This window comes from Arthrobacter sp. RAF14 (assembly GCF_052114185.1).
Lineage (GTDB): Bacteria > Actinomycetota > Actinomycetes > Actinomycetales > Micrococcaceae > Arthrobacter_E.
The window spans coordinates 99,421-115,675 of record NZ_JBFREG010000001.1 but is presented as its reverse complement, the minus strand read 5'-3'; the positions used below and the strand labels follow the sequence as shown (position 1 = coordinate 115,675).

At 65.1% G+C, this 16,255-nt stretch carries 16 protein-coding genes, 1 tRNA gene and 1 pseudogene; 10 read left to right on the top strand and 8 right to left on the bottom strand.

What is annotated here, in order from left to right; translation table 11 throughout:
* Positions 1 to 48: 48 nt before the first annotated feature.
* The gene (locus AB4Y75_RS00585; RefSeq protein ID WP_441433979.1) at positions 49 to 1,233 is read right to left on the bottom strand and encodes a MarP family serine protease; all 1,185 of its coding nucleotides are present in this window, start codon (positions 1,231 to 1,233) and stop codon (positions 49 to 51) included.
* A gap of 178 nt (positions 1,234 to 1,411) precedes the next feature.
* Here AB4Y75_RS00585 and AB4Y75_RS00580 point away from each other — a divergent pair, with 178 nt between their 5' ends.
* Positions 1,412 to 2,089: a Crp/Fnr family transcriptional regulator gene (locus AB4Y75_RS00580; protein ID WP_066215953.1), complete on the top strand. Its 678-nt coding sequence runs from the start codon at positions 1,412 to 1,414 to the stop codon at positions 2,087 to 2,089.
* A 74-nt stretch (positions 2,090 to 2,163) separates the two neighbouring features.
* Here the strand turns inward: AB4Y75_RS00580 and AB4Y75_RS00575 are convergent, their stop codons facing one another.
* Genes AB4Y75_RS00575 through AB4Y75_RS00565 form a run of 3 tightly spaced genes read right to left on the bottom strand, consistent with a single transcriptional unit; the run spans position 2,164 to position 3,769 of the window.
* The gene (locus AB4Y75_RS00575) at positions 2,164 to 3,087 is read right to left on the bottom strand and encodes an NUDIX hydrolase (protein WP_441433978.1); all 924 of its coding nucleotides are present in this window, start codon (positions 3,085 to 3,087) and stop codon (positions 2,164 to 2,166) included.
* A gap of 23 nt (positions 3,088 to 3,110) precedes the next feature.
* Complete coding sequence (locus AB4Y75_RS00570; RefSeq protein ID WP_441433977.1) at positions 3,111 to 3,611, bottom strand: RidA family protein; 501 nt, start codon at positions 3,609 to 3,611, stop codon at positions 3,111 to 3,113.
* A 2-nt stretch (positions 3,612 to 3,613) separates the two neighbouring features.
* Positions 3,614 to 3,769 (bottom strand): DUF4177 domain-containing protein, encoded by a 156-nt coding sequence (locus AB4Y75_RS00565; protein ID WP_169795532.1) that lies wholly within the window; start codon positions 3,767 to 3,769, stop codon positions 3,614 to 3,616.
* A gap of 37 nt (positions 3,770 to 3,806) precedes the next feature.
* Between AB4Y75_RS00565 and AB4Y75_RS00560 the strand changes: the two genes are divergently transcribed.
* The 9 genes from AB4Y75_RS00560 (at position 3,807) to AB4Y75_RS00520 (ending at position 13,106) form a co-directional block, all read left to right on the top strand.
* Positions 3,807 to 6,116: a transglycosylase domain-containing protein gene (locus tag AB4Y75_RS00560; protein ID WP_441433976.1), complete on the top strand. Its 2,310-nt coding sequence runs from the start codon at positions 3,807 to 3,809 to the stop codon at positions 6,114 to 6,116.
* A 26-nt stretch (positions 6,117 to 6,142) separates the two neighbouring features.
* Entirely contained in the window at positions 6,143 to 7,102 is a 960-nt protein-coding gene (locus tag AB4Y75_RS00555) for a metallophosphoesterase (protein WP_441435230.1), read from the top strand.
* Positions 7,103 to 7,220: 118 nt separating this feature from the next.
* Positions 7,221 to 7,580, top strand: a complete 360-nt coding sequence (locus AB4Y75_RS00550) for a hypothetical protein (RefSeq protein WP_441433975.1) — start codon at positions 7,221 to 7,223, stop codon at positions 7,578 to 7,580.
* A gap of 101 nt (positions 7,581 to 7,681) precedes the next feature.
* The gene (locus tag AB4Y75_RS00545; protein WP_441433974.1) at positions 7,682 to 8,089 is read left to right on the top strand and encodes a hypothetical protein; all 408 of its coding nucleotides are present in this window, start codon (positions 7,682 to 7,684) and stop codon (positions 8,087 to 8,089) included.
* On the top strand, positions 8,086 to 8,505 hold the full coding sequence (locus AB4Y75_RS00540) for a hypothetical protein (protein ID WP_441433973.1): 420 nt from the start codon (positions 8,086 to 8,088) through the stop codon (positions 8,503 to 8,505). Before AB4Y75_RS00545 ends, AB4Y75_RS00540 begins: the two co-directional genes overlap by 4 nt.
* Before the next feature lie 183 nt (positions 8,506 to 8,688).
* A complete protein-coding gene (locus tag AB4Y75_RS00535) occupies positions 8,689 to 10,548 on the top strand; it encodes an ABC transporter ATP-binding protein (protein ID WP_441433972.1) in 1,860 nt (619 codons plus the stop codon).
* Complete coding sequence (locus tag AB4Y75_RS00530) at positions 10,545 to 12,476, top strand: ABC transporter ATP-binding protein (protein WP_441433971.1); 1,932 nt, start codon at positions 10,545 to 10,547, stop codon at positions 12,474 to 12,476. The genes AB4Y75_RS00535 and AB4Y75_RS00530 overlap by 4 nt, the downstream gene beginning before the upstream one ends.
* Before the next feature lie 147 nt (positions 12,477 to 12,623).
* Positions 12,624 to 12,700: transfer RNA gene (locus AB4Y75_RS00525), tRNA-Pro, on the top strand.
* Between the two features lie 19 nt (positions 12,701 to 12,719).
* Complete coding sequence (locus tag AB4Y75_RS00520; RefSeq protein ID WP_441433970.1) at positions 12,720 to 13,106, top strand: hypothetical protein; 387 nt, start codon at positions 12,720 to 12,722, stop codon at positions 13,104 to 13,106.
* Positions 13,107 to 13,430: 324 nt separating this feature from the next.
* Here the strand turns inward: AB4Y75_RS00520 and AB4Y75_RS00515 are convergent.
* The 4 genes and pseudogenes from AB4Y75_RS00515 to AB4Y75_RS00500 all read right to left on the bottom strand — a co-directional run.
* A pseudogene (locus tag AB4Y75_RS00515) lies at positions 13,431 to 14,456 on the bottom strand (recombinase family protein); the annotation flags it as partial.
* A gap of 2 nt (positions 14,457 to 14,458) precedes the next feature.
* Positions 14,459 to 15,100 (bottom strand): ImmA/IrrE family metallo-endopeptidase, encoded by a 642-nt coding sequence (locus AB4Y75_RS00510; protein WP_441433969.1) that lies wholly within the window; start codon positions 15,098 to 15,100, stop codon positions 14,459 to 14,461.
* A gap of 29 nt (positions 15,101 to 15,129) precedes the next feature.
* Positions 15,130 to 15,513, bottom strand: a complete 384-nt coding sequence (locus AB4Y75_RS00505) for a helix-turn-helix domain-containing protein (RefSeq protein ID WP_441433968.1) — start codon at positions 15,511 to 15,513, stop codon at positions 15,130 to 15,132.
* Between the two features lie 98 nt (positions 15,514 to 15,611).
* Positions 15,612 to 16,232 carry an antirestriction protein ArdA gene (locus AB4Y75_RS00500; RefSeq protein ID WP_441433967.1) on the bottom strand — a complete coding sequence of 207 codons (621 nt, stop codon included), beginning with the start codon at positions 16,230 to 16,232 and terminating at the stop codon, positions 15,612 to 15,614.
* Positions 16,233 to 16,255 lie beyond the last annotated feature (23 nt).

The following is a 16,255-nucleotide window of genomic DNA, read 5'->3' as shown; positions in this document are numbered from 1 at the left end:
GCAGCAGCCGGACGGTCGTCGTGGCTGATGGCCAGACGTGGCGAACGGCTACTTGGCGGTGCACTGCCCCGGCGACACGGGGACATCCAGGCTCGGCGCGCGGGCCGCGACGGGCTTGAGGCCGTCCATGGTGATGGCGAAACCGATCCCGCTGCTGGCACTCGCCTTGGCGAACACCACACCGGCCACCTGACCATCCGGGCTGAGCAGCGGCCCGCCCGAGTTGCCCGGCTGGACGTCCCCCGCGATCTGGTAGACGTCCCCCATGACCTGGTTCTTGCCGTAGATGTCCGGGATCTCGACCTGAGAGATGCCCTGCACGCGAGCGGGTTTCGCCTGGAACGGGCCGCCATGCGGGTAGCCCTCGAAAGCGGCCTCGCTGCCGGTCGGGAGATTGGTCCGCAGCGGCAGCGGATGCGCGGTGAGGCCGTTCACGGCGAGCACGGCCAGATCGCGCTGCGGGTCGAAGTACACCACGCGGGCCGCCAGCGCGGAACCGTCCGGGGACTCCACCACGGGTTCGCTCACGCCGGCCACCACGTGGGCGTTCGTCACGACACGCTCGGAGGACACCACGAATCCGGTGCCCGTCTGGTTCTGGCCGCACTGGAATGCCGTGCCGGTGATCTTGAGGACCGATTGCGCGGCCGCCTTCAGCTCCGGGGTGTCCGCGGAGCCCACCGGGGCCGGCCCGTTCAGAAGCGGAGCCGCGCCTTCGATGATCTTGGGGATCCCCTCCCCCATGAGACTGGACCGCAGCTGAGCCATGGCGCCCTGGACAGGGGCGGGGGTGGCCCCGTCGATGAACCTGATGACCCGCGAGCTCGCCACCTGCTGGGAGATGACCGGCACACCCATGGAGTTCAGGCCGAAGGAGAGGAGGGACATCACCAGAGCGGTCATGACCACGCTGGCGGCGGCCCCGGCCAGCCGGTCCACGCCCCGCAAGGACCGGACGGCGCGGGCGGAACGGATCCGCTGTCCCACCGAGGCGCCCAGGCTGTTGCCGAGCACCACGAGCACGACGGCGGTGACCACCACCGCGGTCAGGCGCCACTTCGCGTCGGACACGAGAGAGCTGACCAGAGGCATCGCGAAGAACGCCGCCACCGCGCCCAGCGCGAAGCCGACGATCCCGCCGACCGTGACCAGGAAACCGTTCCGGAAGCCGTAGAAAGCGTAGGAAAGGAGCGTCACCAGCAGGACCAGGTCCAGTACGGTCAACCCGAACACGGTGTTCCTTCCAGTCACGACGAATCTTGCCTCCGTCATGCTACTGAGCACGCCTGACATTTTGCCGTGAAAGACTGGCCTCCACGGTCCCTGCCCGGCAGGGGCGCGGCCGCGCGCCGCGCATCGGACGGCATTTTCTGAAAGAATGTGCTCAGCGTCAATTTTCAGAGGAGATTACATGGACATCGAGGTACTGCGCCGGGCACCGCTTTTCGCCACATTGGATGACGACGCCTTCCGCCTGCTCACGGACGAGCTGAGCGAGGTGGACCTCTCCCGTGGTGCGTCCGTCTTCCGTGAAGGCGACCAGGGCGATCAGCTCTACTTCATCGTCTCCGGCAAGGTGAAGCTCGGCCGCACCTCCGCGGATGGACGCGAATCCCTGCTGGCCATCCTCGGCCCGGGTGAGCTCTTCGGCGAGATGGCCCTGTTCGACCCCAGCCCCCGCACGGCGACCGCCACCGCGGTCTCCGAGACCCGTCTGGCCGGTCTGAAGAACGAGAGCCTCAACGCCCTCCTGCGCACCCGCCCTGAGGTCTCCGCGCAGCTCCTCCAGGCCCTGGCCCGCCGCCTGCGCCGCACCAACGACTCGCTGTCCGATCTGGTGTTCTCCGACGTCCCCGGCCGTGTGGCCAAGGCGCTCCTGGACCTGGCCGACCGCTTCGGCCGTCCCGCCACGGACGGCATCCTGGTGGCTCACGAGCTCACCCAGGAAGAACTGGCCCAGCTGGTGGGCGCGTCCCGCGAAACCGTCAACAAGGCCCTGGCCGAGTTCGTCCAGCGCGGCTGGCTGCGCCTGGAGGCACGCGCGGTCGTGATCCTGGACATGCAGCGTCTCCGCCAGCGCTCCCGCTGAGCATCCCCGTCTGACGCTGAAGGCCCGGAACCCCTGAGGGGTTCCGGGCCTTCCGCGTATCAAGCCCTGTCCGGTCAGGACGCCGGCGGGATCACCGGAAGCGCCGTCGTGGCGGGCGGGCTCGGCGGCACGACCTCGAGCCTGAGGTCGCCGTCCACCTCCACCAGCGTCGGCTGATAGACGTGCGTCTTCCGCTTGTGGCTCAGGTACGCGATGCAGCCCTTGGCCGTGCCGAGCTTCTCCAGGATGATCTCCGTGCCGGGCACCATCAGCTGGCCCAGTGTCCGTCCATGGGTGTTCTCCTGGGCGATCTCGTCACCCAGGGAGGTCCCGGTGCGGTCGGCCAGCAGCTTCGGGGCACAGACCCAGCGGCCCCAGACACCCTTGCTCGCAAGCAGCCGGGGCTCCTGTCCCAGGGGAAGCGTCGCCGCGAAGTACCGGGTGTTGAACCGGCGGTGGGCGAAGTCCGGGCTGAGCCAGTTCACCAGCGGCTTGAGCAGGTCGGTGCGGAGGGAGAGCCCGCGCCGGTTCAGGACGTCCGCGAGGGTCTTGTCCTGTGCCGCCACGGCTTCCCGGGCGGCCATCCATTCCTGCGGGCTCGTCACGGCGACCGTGCTGCCCGCGTCCGGGCCGGCCAGCAGGACGCCGGTCTCCTCGAACAGCTCACGGATGGCCGCCACCACATGACGGCGGGCCAGCGCGGGATCCTCGATGCCGAGAGCCTCCGCCCACTGCGCCGGCGACGGGCCGATCCAGGGCATGGCGTCGTCGTCGTGCTCCTCGACGGAACCGCCCGGGAAGGACACCACGCCCAGCGGCGACGAGCCGCTCCGGTACGCGAGCCAGGTGGACATGCCGTCCGGCGTGTCCTTGATCAGGACCACGCTGGAGGCATAGCGGGGAGCCGCGGGTGTGCGCTCCCCGTGTTCGAGCCAGCTGCGTGCGGCGTTCTCGAACTGGACTGGCAGCTCGAAGAGCCGCTTTGCTGCTTGGGGCACTGCTTCGGCCTATCTGACAGGATTCAGGCGAACTCGGCGATGAGTTCGACCTCGACGGGGGCGTCCAGCGGGAGGACCGCGACGCCGACGGCGGAACGGGCGTGCTGCCCCTTCTCACCGAAGATCTCCCCCAGGAGCTCGGACGCACCGTTGATGACGGCGGGCTGGCCGGTGAAATCGGGGGTGGACGCCACGAAGCCGACCACCTTCACGACCCGGGTGACCCGGTCCAGATTCCCGATGACGCTCTTCACGGCGGCCAGGGCGTTGATGATGCTCGTGGCAGCGAGTTCCTTGGCGCGCTCGGCGCTCACGGTGCCTTCGGAGCCCTCCGCGGAGACCTTCCCGGTGGCTGGGAGTTTGCCTTCAATAAAGGGCAGCTGACCCGCGGTGTAGACGTGGCTGCCGCTCACCATGGCCGGAACGTAGGCCGCCACCGGCGCGGCGACCTCCGGGAGGCTCAGCCCGAGCTCGGCCAGACGGGCTTCGATGGCGCAGTTCTCAGCGTTGACGTGGGAAGACATGCTCAGGCCTTCTCCCTCTTCAGGTAGGCGACCAGGCCGTTGCCGTCGGGTCCGGGGACCACCTGGACGAGTTCCCAGCCGTCGTCGCCCCAGGTGTCCAGGATCTGCTTCGTGGCGTGGATGATCAGTGGTACTGTCGCGTACTCCCATTTGCTCATGGGGTCAAGCCTAGTGGCTCCGGCTAGACTGGAGAACATGGCTCAAGCGAAGAATCCGCTATTCGACACTGCCACGGTCTTGGGGAAGATCGTGGCATTTCTGGGCGTCAGTGCTCTCTGCGGGGTCCTGGTGGCGGGACTCCTGGTCCCTGCCGCCGCAGTGACCGGCAGTGCGGCGAGTGGCTCCGTCCAGTTCTTTGAGGACCTTCCCGGGGAACTGACCGTGGCTCCTCCAGGTCAGGCGACCCGTGTCCTGGCGGCCGACGGCTCCCAGATCGCGACGATCTTCGCTGAGAACCGGACCCGTGTGGCGCTCAAGGACATCTCCCCGTTCATCAAGGACGGAATCGTCGCCATTGAGGACAACCGCTTCTACGAGCACGGCGGCGTGGATCCCACCGGCATCGCCCGCGCCCTGGTCGCCACGGCCAAGGGCGGACGCCAGGGGGCCTCCACCATCACGCAGCAGTACGTCAACAACGTCATCAACGAGTCCCTCGTGGCCGAGGGACGGGATGACGAGGTGAAGCTCAACGGCTCGTCGAGCAAGACGGTGGGCGTGAAGCTGCGCGAGATGAAACTCGCCATCGCACTGGAGAAGAAGATGTCCAAGGATCAGATCCTCGAGGGCTATCTGAACATCGTCTTCTTCAATGCCAACGCCTATGGCATCGAGGCCGCGGCACGGTACTTCTTCTCCACCTCCGCGAAGAACGTGACGCTGCCCCAGGCGGCCATGCTGGCCGGCGTCGTGAACAACCCGTCCGCGTACGATCCGGTGTCCAATCCGGACAACGCCAAGATGCGCCGCGATCTGGTGCTGGACGCCATGCTGAAGAACGGGAAGATCACCCAGAAACAGCACGACGACGCGGTCAAGACCCCGGTCACCACCAAGATCACCCGTCCTCGCCAGGGCTGCCAGTACTCCGCGACTGCGCCGTACTTCTGCGACTACGTCCAGCACCTGATCCTCAACAATCCGGCGTACGGCGACACGCAGCAGGACCGTCTCAAGCTGCTCCAGCGTGGCGGTCTCACGATCAAGACCACCCTGGACCCGCGGCTCCAGAAGCCTGCCCAGGAGCAGGTCGATTCGACTGCGGGCAACGTCAACGCCGAGCAGTGGGGCGCGTCCCTCATCACGGTGCAGCCGGGCACCGGCAAGATCGTGGCCATGGCCCAGAACTCCCGTAAGGTGGAGAACCAGGGCTCTCCGATCGTGACGGACTACAACTACAACGTGGACCGGATCGATGCCAACGGCAGTCCTCTGGGCGGCATGGACGGGTTCCAGCCGGGTTCCACGATGAAGCCGGTCACCCTCAGCGCCTGGCTCAACGAAGGCAAACGGACAGACGATTACGTCGACGCCACCCGCACCGTGTATCCCGCAGACTTCCCGTGGAAGACCACCTGCACCCCGGTCGAAGGGTCCTACGATCCTGCAACCGGCGAACTCCCCCTGCAGAACTCCGAAAGCAATCTGTACCAGCGGATGACCGTTCGCAAGGGCATCACATTCTCCGTCAACACGGCAACGTTTGCTTCGGCTGCGGCTCTGGACGACTTCTGCGACATCCAGCGTATGGCCGATGCCCTCCAGCTCCACACCACCCAGGCTGGAGCCAAGACCCCGCAGAAGCTCGACCTTCATTTCCTGGGCAACCTGCTGGGCAGCACCCAGGTGGCGCCGCTCACCATGGCCAATGCCTTCGCGACTTTCGCGAATAACGGTTCTTTCTGCGAACCGATCGCGATCGACTCCGTGGTGGACGCCCAGGGCAAGAAGTACCCCGGACAGACCTCCAGCTGCAAGGAAGCGATCAAGCCGGACGTGGCCAAGACCGTGACCAACGTACTGCAGGATGTCATGAGTCAGGGCTCGGGAACGCTGATCCCCGAAAAGGTCCCGGCTCCTATCGCGGGCAAGACCGGCACCAACAACACCAACTCCCAGACCTGGGTGGTCGCGTACACCAAGGGACTGGTCACGGCCTCGTACTTCGGCAAGGTGTTCGGAAAAGCAGCAACCGATTCAGGTCAGGGTGTCTATGTGAATGGCGTCCCCTACGCGCGCGTCGACGGCTCTGATGTCGCCGGACCGCAGATGGCCCGGTACATGCAGAAGGTCGTTGGCTTCTACGACACGGGCGAATTCGACCCGGCGCCCGATTCTCTCCTGGGCTCCTCTTATGTCGCGCCGCCCGTGCAGCCGGTGACCCCGCCGTCGAACACGCCGGAGGATCAGAAGCCCACGGACACCAAGCCGACCGGCGGTAACAACGGCGGCGGCAACAACAACGGTGGTGGCAACAACAAGCCCAACCCTAAGAAGACGCCGTGACCGTGGGTAACCCGCTGACAGGGCAGCTGAACGCTGCCACGTCGCTCGCAGGCCGCGTCCGGGAAACCGGGCGCGGCCTCGCCGCAACTGCTGCGAAGACGGCCGTGCTGGCAGGCGTGGCGGGTGCAGCGGGCCTGGCGTACGGTACCTGGGAGAAGAATCAGTTCGGCGTCCGCCACGAGGAACTGGCCATCCTTCCGGAGGGCGCCGAGCCGTTCCGGATCCTGCACCTGAGCGACATCCACTTCATCCCGGGGCAGCGCAAGAAGGCCGAGTGGCTGCGCTCCCTCGACGAGCTCAACCCCGACCTGGTGGTCAACACCGGCGACAACCTGAGCCATCGTGATGCCATCGACCCGCTGCTGGATGCTCTGAAGCCACTTCTGAACAGGCCCGGCGTGTTCGTTCCCGGCTCCAACGACTACTTCGCCCCGCGGCTGAAGAGTCCCCTGGCCTACTTCGCGGGCCCATCCCGCCAGCGCAAGGAACCGGTTGAGCTCGACTGGCCACGCCTGCGCGCCGGGTTCGGCATGTCCGGGTGGGTCGATCTGACCAACCGCAACCAGTCCCTGGTGTTCAACCGGATGCGCTTCGACTTCTCCGGCATGGACGATCCGCACATCGAGCGGGAGAAGTTCACCGGCTGGCCTCAGGGCATCGCTGCCGGGGCGGCTCCGTCGCTTCGCATCGGCGTCGTGCACGCCCCGTACCAGCGGGCCCTGGACACCCTCACCGAGGCTGGTGCCGAGCTGATCCTCTCCGGCCACACCCACGGCGGCCAGGTCTGCATCCCCGGCTATGGCGCGCTCGTGTCCAATTGCGATCTGCCCACCTGGCGGGCCCGCGGCCTACACGACTGGGAGAGCAAGGGACACACGACGCCGGTCAACGTCTCCGCAGGAATCGGCACCTCCCGCTTCGCGCCTTACCGCATCGCCTGCCGCCCGGAAGCCGTGATGCTGGAGCTGACGGCACGCGAGGGCTGACCGCGCGAAGTTGCGTGCTCAGTAGTTGCGGGTTCCACGCGCCGAGACCCGCAACTACTGAGCACGCAACATCTTCTGATAGGACGGGACCGTATACCCCAGGTGAAAGGCGCGGCTCGTGCAACAGAAGGTCGAAAACTCTGATCCACCGGTGACGTTCACACGGCTGGATCAGAAGTACAGCACACGGACATTGGACCTCTACTGGAGGTTCGCCCGGGTGAAGCTCTTCATCGCGGCCTGTGGGGTGGCAGCAACCATCGTCTACATCATCACGCAACCGGGTCTGAGCGACACCGTCCCACTCGTGATCGTCGGCGCCTTCATGTTGGGCGCCGTCGCAGCATTCATCCCGTTGACGGTGACGTGTGTCAAGGTGGTGCGGTCAGCTCGCCGGGACAAGGCACGGAGACGCGCCGGTTTGCCGTTGAACGATCATCCTCTGGGAAACAACAGCCAGCAAGATGAGGTCCGGTGACCGACGGCCTACCGGGTGGGTGCTCCGTTGAGGTAGGAACCACGCGCCGGAACCCGCAACTACTGAGCACACAACCAGCCGGACCGGCTAGAGTCCAGTCCATGGGGGACACACAAGAAATCACGGCGCCGGCCATCTCATCAACGGCTACCTCGTCAACGGATGGCATCGCTCGTGCGACACCCGCCGTCCTCTGGCTCTTCACCGTCCTGGCCGCGGTCTTTCTGTGGTTCCCCGTGTCCGGCATCGGCGGCGGACTGGCCTCCGTGCCGCACACCGGCAGAGGATGCGACGCCGGCTCCGGGCCGATCTGCGGGAACCAGGGCGAGGCTCTGTGGGCTTCGGCGGTGCTCGCCGCGGTCATCGCCGCGCTGTACCTCGGTGCTCTTGTGATCATCACTGTCGAAAATCGAAGGCTCACGAGACGCCGCCACTGGCCTGCCCCCGTTACTCTCACTGCTTACGCCGTGGTCGTCTTCCTCTGCTCCTTTCTGCTCGGCCGCTCATGACGCACACGGTCACGCTCACGCACCCGCGGATCGCTCCCGCCTGGCGCAAGCAGAACCTGATCCTGCTGTGGTCCCTGTCCGCTTTCGCGGTGGTCCTGCTCGTGCTGCCCGTGATCGGCGTCGGGATCAACCTCGCTCAGATTCCCCACACCAACCGCGGCTGCGAAGCGAACGACGCCCCGATCTGCGGCGACCAGGCTTTTCTCCTGGAACTCTCCTCCATGGCAGCGCTCATCCTGCTCTCCCTGTACGCCTACGGGATGCTCATCCTCAAGGTCGGTTCCAGAGAACAGGGCTCGTGGAAGCCCGTGCTGGCTGCAGGCCTTGCGGTGCTCGGCTGCACACTCCTGGTGCTGGCCGTCGCCTATTCCGTGGAACTGAACCGCCCGCCGTATGTGCTCCCGCCGGGCCTCTGACCGGCCCTGACCGCCGTCCGCCGCGCGCCTCCCGCGCAGGCCCCGCCCCCACGCCGCCCATGCCCACCTGCGTTCATCTCAAACCGTGTGACAAACCGGGCATAAAACCCCGGCGTAGGCTGGTTGCCACAGGTAACGGAAATTCACGGCACGGCTCACCGGGAAGCGAAGCGATCACCCAGTATGGCGCAGACACAGACCACGTTCTTCCACTCACTCAGACGCCTTTACCCTCACCTCAAGCCGATCATGCCGAGGCTCGTGATGGGCCTCCTCTCCGCACTGGGCGCCAGCCTGGTGGCTTTGGCCATCCCCCAGGTGCTCCGAACCCTCATCAACGACTCGCTGCACCCGGGCGGTCAGCCCTCCGAGGTGTGGATCGCGGTCGCGGCCGTCCTGGGGCTCGGCGTCCTCGAAGCCGGGCTGATCGCGCTGCGCCGCCAGTTCGTCATCAACCCGGCCACCACCGTGGAGAACGGCCTCCGCGTCTCCTTGTACCGCCACCTGCAGGATCTCGCCGTCGACTTCCACGACCGCTGGGGTTCCGGCCAGCTCCTCTCCCGCGCCATGGCGGACCTGAACTTCCTCCGCCGCTGGATGGCGTTCGGCGCGATCATGCTGGTGGTCACCTCGCTCACGGTCGTGATCGGCGTGGGCCTCATGTTCAGCATGAGCTGGCAGCTGGCGCTCGTCTTCGTGGCCGCCGCGATCCCGATCATCGTCACCGCCACCCGGTTCCGCCGGAACTTCCTCCGCGTCGCGCGGCGCAGCCAGGACCAGGCCGGCGACCTCGCCACCGCAGTCGAGGAGTCCGTCCACGGCATCCGCGTGCTCAAGGCTTTCGGCCGCGGCCGCGAAGCCCTGGAGAACTTCAACTCGCAGGCCGAGGAGCTCCGCCAGACCGAGATCCTCAAAGCCCGGCAGCTCGCCTTCTTCTCGCTCGTGTCCACGCTGCTCCCCGAGCTGGCGCTCGGCGTCGGGCTGGTGCTCGGCATCGCGCTCACCGCGGACGGACAGCTCAGCATCGGCGCCCTCGTGGCCTTCTTCGCGACGGCGGCCGTGGTCGCCGGCCCGGTGGAAGCCGTCGGCATGCTGCTGTCCATGGCACTCACCGCCAAGTCCGCGATCGACCGTCACTTCGAGGTCATGGACAGCCCGGTCACCATCGCGGATCCGGCTTCGCCCCACACCCCGGAGAAGATCAGCGGCGCGGTCCGTTTCGAGGGCGTGCGCTTCGCCTTCGCGGACAGCCTCGAGGCCGATCCGGAGAACCCGCAGTATCTGCTGGAGGACATCACGCTGGACCTCGACCCCGGGGAGACCATGGCCCTGGTGGGCGTCACCGGCTCCGGGAAGTCCGCGCTCCTCCAGCTGGTGCCGCGCCTCTACGACGTCACGGAGGGCCGGATCACCATCGACGGCCAGGACCTCCGCGAGTTCAGCCTGACGGAACTGCGCAGCATCGTCTCCGTCGCATTCGAGGACACCACGCTGTTCTCCAGCTCCATCCGGGAGAACGTCCTGCTGGGCGCACCAGCGCACGTCACCGCAACCGAGGACGGTGCGACGGCGGCACTCACCGAAGCGCTCGACGTCGCGCAGGCGGCGTTCGCGTACTCCCTGCCGGACGGGGTGGACACCCGCATCGGGGAAGAAGGGCTGAGCCTGTCCGGCGGACAGCGCCAGCGCATCGCCCTGGCCCGCGCGATCGCCGCCCGCCCGAAGGTCCTGGTGCTGGACGACCCGCTCTCCGCGCTGGATGTCGCCACGGAGGAGCTCGTGGAGGCACGACTGCGGGACGTTCTGCGCGACACCACCACGCTGATCGTCGCCCACCGTCCGTCCACGGTCGCCCTCGCCGACCGCGTGGCCCTGCTCCAGGACGGCAGGATCGCCGCCGTCGGCACTCACAGCGAGCTCCTGGCGACCAACGAGCACTACCGCTACGTGATCGCCAGCCTGGACCCTGACCCCGTCGACCTGGACAGCGAACTGGAAGACGAACTGGACGACGCGGAGTTCGACAACGAGGTGAACGCATGAGCACGGCACGCACCCCCGCCCCGGGCTTCGGGACGTCGAACGAGGATTCCTCCCGGCTCGCCGCCTCGGAGAGCCGGACCGTCCGCAAGCGCTCCCTGCGGCTCCTGGGCTCACTGATCCGGCCCATCCGGGCCCGGTTCTGGCTGACGGTCGCCATGGTGGTGATCTCGCAGGCCGCCCACGCGGCGGGCCCCGCGCTCATCGCCTTCGGCATCGACCGCGCCCTGCCCGCGCTGATCCACGGCGACTCGGCGCCGCTGGTGCTGGCCGGCGTCGGCTATCTGCTGGCCGCCGTCGTCACCGCCTGGCTGACCGCCCTGTACGTGACGAGCACCGCGAAGCTCAGCCAGGCGATGCTGCTCGATCTGCGGGTCCGCGTCTTCCGGCACACCCAGCGGCTCAGCCTGGAATTCCACGAGAAGTACACCTCCGGCCGGATCATCGCCCGGCAGACCTCGGATCTGGAGGCACTCCGGGAACTGCTCGACTCCGGCGTCAGCTCCCTGGCCGCCGGGTTCATGTTCATGGTGTTCACGGCACTGACGGTGTTCGCGCTCGACTGGCCGAGCGGTCTGATCATGCTGGGCGCGGCCATCCCGGCGACGTTCCTGACCCGCTGGTACCAGAAGCGCTCGGAGGTGGCGTACCGAGAATCCCGGGTGGTCTCCGCGAGGATCATCGTGCATTTCGTGGAGACCATGACCGGCATCCGTGCCGTGAAGGCGTTCCGCAAGGAAGCCCGGAACACCCGCGAGTACACGGAACTCTCCGAGGAGTACCGGCAGGTCACGGTCCGCTCCATCAACCTCAACGGCATCTTCCTCCCGTCCCTCGTGCTGCTCGGCAACATCACGGTGGCCGTGGTCCTGGCCGTGGCAGGGTTCCGGGTGCTGCACGGCGATCTGGCGGTCGGTGTCCTGCTGGCCCTGGTCCTCTCCGTCAAACGCTTCTTCCAGCCGGTGGACCAGATGGCCATGTTCTACAACTCCTTCCAGAGCGCTCAGGCCGCCCTGGAGAAGGTGTCCGGGCTCCTGGAGGAGGTCCCCACCGTGCGGCCGCCGCGTGAGCCCGTCCCCCTGCCGGCGGCCGAAGGCAGGATCGAATTCAAGGACGTCGAGTTCCGGTACGGCGACGGCCCCGTGGTGGTCCCTGAGCTGAACCTCACCATCCCCGCGGGTCAGACGGTGGCGCTGGTGGGCCAGACGGGCGCCGGGAAATCCACGCTCGCCAAGCTGATCGCGCGCTTCTACGACGTCAGCTCGGGTTCCCTGACCCTCGACGGCGTGGAGCTGTCCAGGATCTCCACACCGGAGCTGCGGCGGGCGGTCGTCATGGTCACCCAGGAGGCGTTCCTGTTCAGCGGCAGCGTGGCGGACAACATCGCCCTGGGCCGCCCGGGAGCCAGCCGGGAGGAGATCGAGACCGCCGCCCGCGCCGTGGGCGCCGACGCGTTCATCCGTGCTCTCCCCGAGGGCTACGACACCGATGTGAACAAGCGCGGCGGCCGCGTCTCCGCCGGGCAGAGGCAGCTCATCAGCTTCGCCCGCGCGTTCCTGGCCGACCCCGCAGTGCTCATCCTGGATGAGGCCACCTCCTCTCTCGACATCCCCAGTGAGCGGCTCGTGCAGGAAGGCCTCGCGCGGCTCCTGGGCGGCGGCGCGGACTCCCCCACGCGGCGCCCCGCCGACGACGACGACGGCGCGGACCGGCCCGCCGTCGTCGTGCCGGAGGGCGAAGGCCGGGAGAGCCCGGCGCAGCGGCGCACGGCGCTGATCATCGCGCACCGGCTGTCCACCGTGGAGATCGCGGACCGCGTCCTGGTGGTTCACGACGGACGGGTCGTGGAGGACGGGACCCCTGAGCAGCTGATCCGGGACGGCGGCCGGTTCGCCGCGCTGCACGGTGCCTGGCGCGACTCGCTGGTGTGAGCATCAGGGGAATGCGGGGTCGGATAACGTCCGGTCCAGGGCTCCGAGGGGACGATATCCGACCCCGCATTCCCCGATTTCAAAACTCGGGCCGGATCCGCTATTCTTGTAGGGTTGCTTGCCGGGGAAACCCGCGGGTCAACGGATCGGGATGTAGCGCAGCTTGGTAGCGCGCTTCGTTCGGGACGAAGAGGTCGCAGGTTCAAATCCTGTCATCCCGACCAGAGTCGCTCTATTCGAACCATGGTTCGAGTAGACCGACGCAAGATTGAACACCAGAGGTGGCGTCGAGAAATCGGCGCCATTTTTGTTTGCCTCGGCTTCGGTCGAATCGTCGTCCATTGGGCCCACGTTCGCCGTTTCCCGGGACGATCCGGTCGATTCCCGCGATGTCGTTGTTCCTGGCACAACGGGGCCGCCAAATGCCGCCTGCGCGGCGAAGATACCGCTGAACGGTTCAGCCAACGGCGCGGAAACTCCCCCTTCTTCATCGATCTCGAAGCGCTCGAAGTACGTTTCGTTCATCAGGCGTTGGACCTTTTCAGGAGCGAACTCGTAGTTCAGGAGAGGGTTGGCGACTTGATCAATCGCGGTGCTAAGGACCTTGCCGCCAAGGGCGATCTTCTCTGAGATACCGGCCAACGTGTCTTCCGCCCGGTGTCGCTGGATCCGAAGTTCGTAGACCTTCTCGTGGAGCTTCTCCTTCGAGAGCAAGCCTTCTGCGAGCAGGTCGATGAGGCGGCTCTCCTTCTCGTCGATCTTCTTCAGCTCGTTCGTCATGGAGGAGCGAACAGCCCTGAGGTCACGTTGCTCCTCATCCAAGACGGTCGAAAGTTGCTTCAGCACGTCTCGACGGAAGGCTTCGTCAAGCACAAGTGCACCGTACGCGCGACCAACGTTGTCCTCAACAACGTATGCGGGGACGTACGGCAACGTGCAATCGCCTTCCTGCCGCCCGCGGCAGAAGAAGTACTCGTGGATCGTATTGCCCCTGCCCTTCACCTGGGTATAGATGACACGACTCCTCCGACCGCGAGCTTTGCATTTGCCGCAGTAAATCATGCCTTTGAGCACATGATCGTGGACTCGATTTCGCTGACCAGCGCCACTCTTCGCGGCCATGACATCCTGCACCTCGTCGAAGAGGTCTTGACCGACGATGGGTTCGTGCCTGCCCGGGTAAAGCTCACCCTTGTAGACGACGAAACCGACGTAGTAAGGATCCTTCAGGATCTGATGTAGGCGGCTCGCGGAGACAGGCTTTTCGGCGTATCGCTTCGTCTGACGACTGGTCAGACCCATGTCCCCCATCGTCTCCTCGAGGCGTTCAATCGTGTAGTGCCCCGTTGCGTAGAGCTCGAAGGCCTTGAGGACCAGCGGAGCCCGCTTGTCGTCGAGACCGATGCTGTTGATAAGTCGGCCGTCGATGTCCTTGCGGATATTGAGGTATCCAAGCTTCGCCTTATGAACGGTTCCGCCATTGATCGCCTTGTTGCGCATCTTGATGCGGATGTCTTCGCCGCTGAGCTGATTCTGCACCTGGTTCATGATGTCGGTGACTGCTTCCATGGCCTCGGCGTAGACTCCGTCCCCGAAATCCTCACGCGCGGACAGGAGGCGAATGCCAAGGCTATCGAGGTAGCGCCGAGTGATCGCCGCATCAACGAAGTTGCGAAACGCTCGCGAACGGGCATAGACGATCACGTAGTCGATCTCAGGATGCTCGGTGAGGTACCTCATGAGCTCTTTGAACTTCGGCCGGTCTTCAGTGTTTTTCGCAGAAACGCCCGGCTCGACGAACTCCTCGACGATGTAGGCGTTGATGGAGTCAGCCTTCTTCCGACAGACATCTCGCTGGGTAGCAATCGAGTTTCCATCCTTGTCGATATCAACAGCCGTCTCAGTTTGCTTCTTGCTGCTCACGCGCAGGTAGAGCACAGCCTTACGCGGACGCAGAGCGTCAATCTCTTCAATAGTCATGGTTATACTCCTTGGAATCGAGTGTGGCTGGTTCTGTATTGCCAGTTGCGTGAGAATGGCATGCTCGTTTCGGCGCATCGAAGCCGCCGGTCGACGAGTCCCGTTTGCTGAAGGCGGATGCGGACGGCAGCCTCGGAGACGTTGAAGTGTTCGGCAAGATCGGCCGGTTTCTGGATGCCGTTGTAGAAGGCCCGCTTCAGAAATGGTTTGGGCATGAGGAGGCAGGCGGCGAAGTAGTCGGCGGCCTTCTCTGCTTGTTCTTGAGGTGTCGCCCAGATGGTGCCGGTGTAGAGACGGTCGGCGTGATTATGGTCAATGATGTGTTTGTACTCGTGAGCAAGAGTGAAACGCTGGCGAGTCCAAGACTCGTGCTGGTTGAGCTGGATAATCCACTTCTCACCGCTCCAGAAGCTGGCCCCGGAGACAGGTGCCTGAACGTACTCAATGCGGATCTTTGGCAGTTCACCGACGAGTTCGACTGGCACAGAGCCGCTGGTGATATCCATGAACTGGAGCATTTTCGCGGCCTGGAGCTCGGCGACGCGGAGCGCTTCGGCCTGGTCTGTAACGGTGCGGTGTGGGATGAGGGAGCGGAGGCTTGCCAGTATGCTTCGCTCGGTGGTGGTTACGGTGAGTTTGGTCATGGATTGCCTCCTTTTGATGAGGGTTGCTGTTATTCGTCTTGGCCAGGGTCAGGGCCATTGTTGGGTCTAATGCCGTGGCGTTTGGCGACGGCATTGAAGTGCTGCTCGATCTCGCGGATGGCTACGTCGGGCATGCCCTTGTACTTGGTGCGCAGGTACGGGATGAGGCGTGGGAGATCGTCTTCTCCAATGAGGTTCGACGTAGCGAGGAGCTCGGTGAGCGGGACGGCGAGTGCGGTTGCTATGGCCGCAACTGTGTCGAGCTTGCCGGCTGTGAATTCCCCGGATTCGAGCCTGAGGATCGAGGATGCGTGAACGCCCGCGCGCCTGGCTAGTTCCCCAGCAGATATTCTCAATTCCTCGCGTCGTGCGCGGATCGCTTTGCCGATGCCAGTAAATTCTTCGTCCTTCATATATTCTCCATCTCGAATTATGAATATCTTGTTGCTTTTTGGCAATCGCTTAATACAATTTCACAACACCCTTCATCGTCAACGAAGCACAGGCTCGGCTACACGCGGGAATTGAAGATGTAGATGGAATTTCCGCCGTCAATGGTGAATATCTCTCCGCTGGCAATCAGATCGCGCGCCATGGCGGCTCGACTGATGTTGACGTACGGACGGATGACTTCGGGTATTCGGCTATCAAGGAGCTTCTCGTAGTCCATTTCGTCGACGATGTGGTCGACGTAGGCCTCCAGATCGCTGAACTCGCCAAGGTAGGCGTTGGTGAAGTGGCTCCATTCGTCCTCTTCGAACTCAGTAAATTCAAGCCATGCGACGAAGGCCTCACCGTGCTTCTGGATGTGTGTGGCGATGGCCGCGACATGCTCTATTAGTTCGTACTCGCCGAGGCAGAGTGGCCCGAAGTTCTCGTAGTCGTGGATCGCCCACTCCTCTGCTCCGGGTTCCGGTGACGTCGCGAGCATGGCGCGTATTCGGCGGTGTATTTCGTCTGCGCCGAGGGTTGCGTCGATCCACAGCCCGTGAAGGGTGCCGTTGTTGTATGCGGCGAGACACGCCACATAGATGGCTGGGGTAGTTTCAGGTTGTTTCTCGATCTCGTGCGGCGTCTCATCCCCTGGGCCATAGGGGCGCTCTGAGCCGCTGGAAGTCTGTTCTGGATTCATGGGTTCCTCCTTTCCTGGTGAGG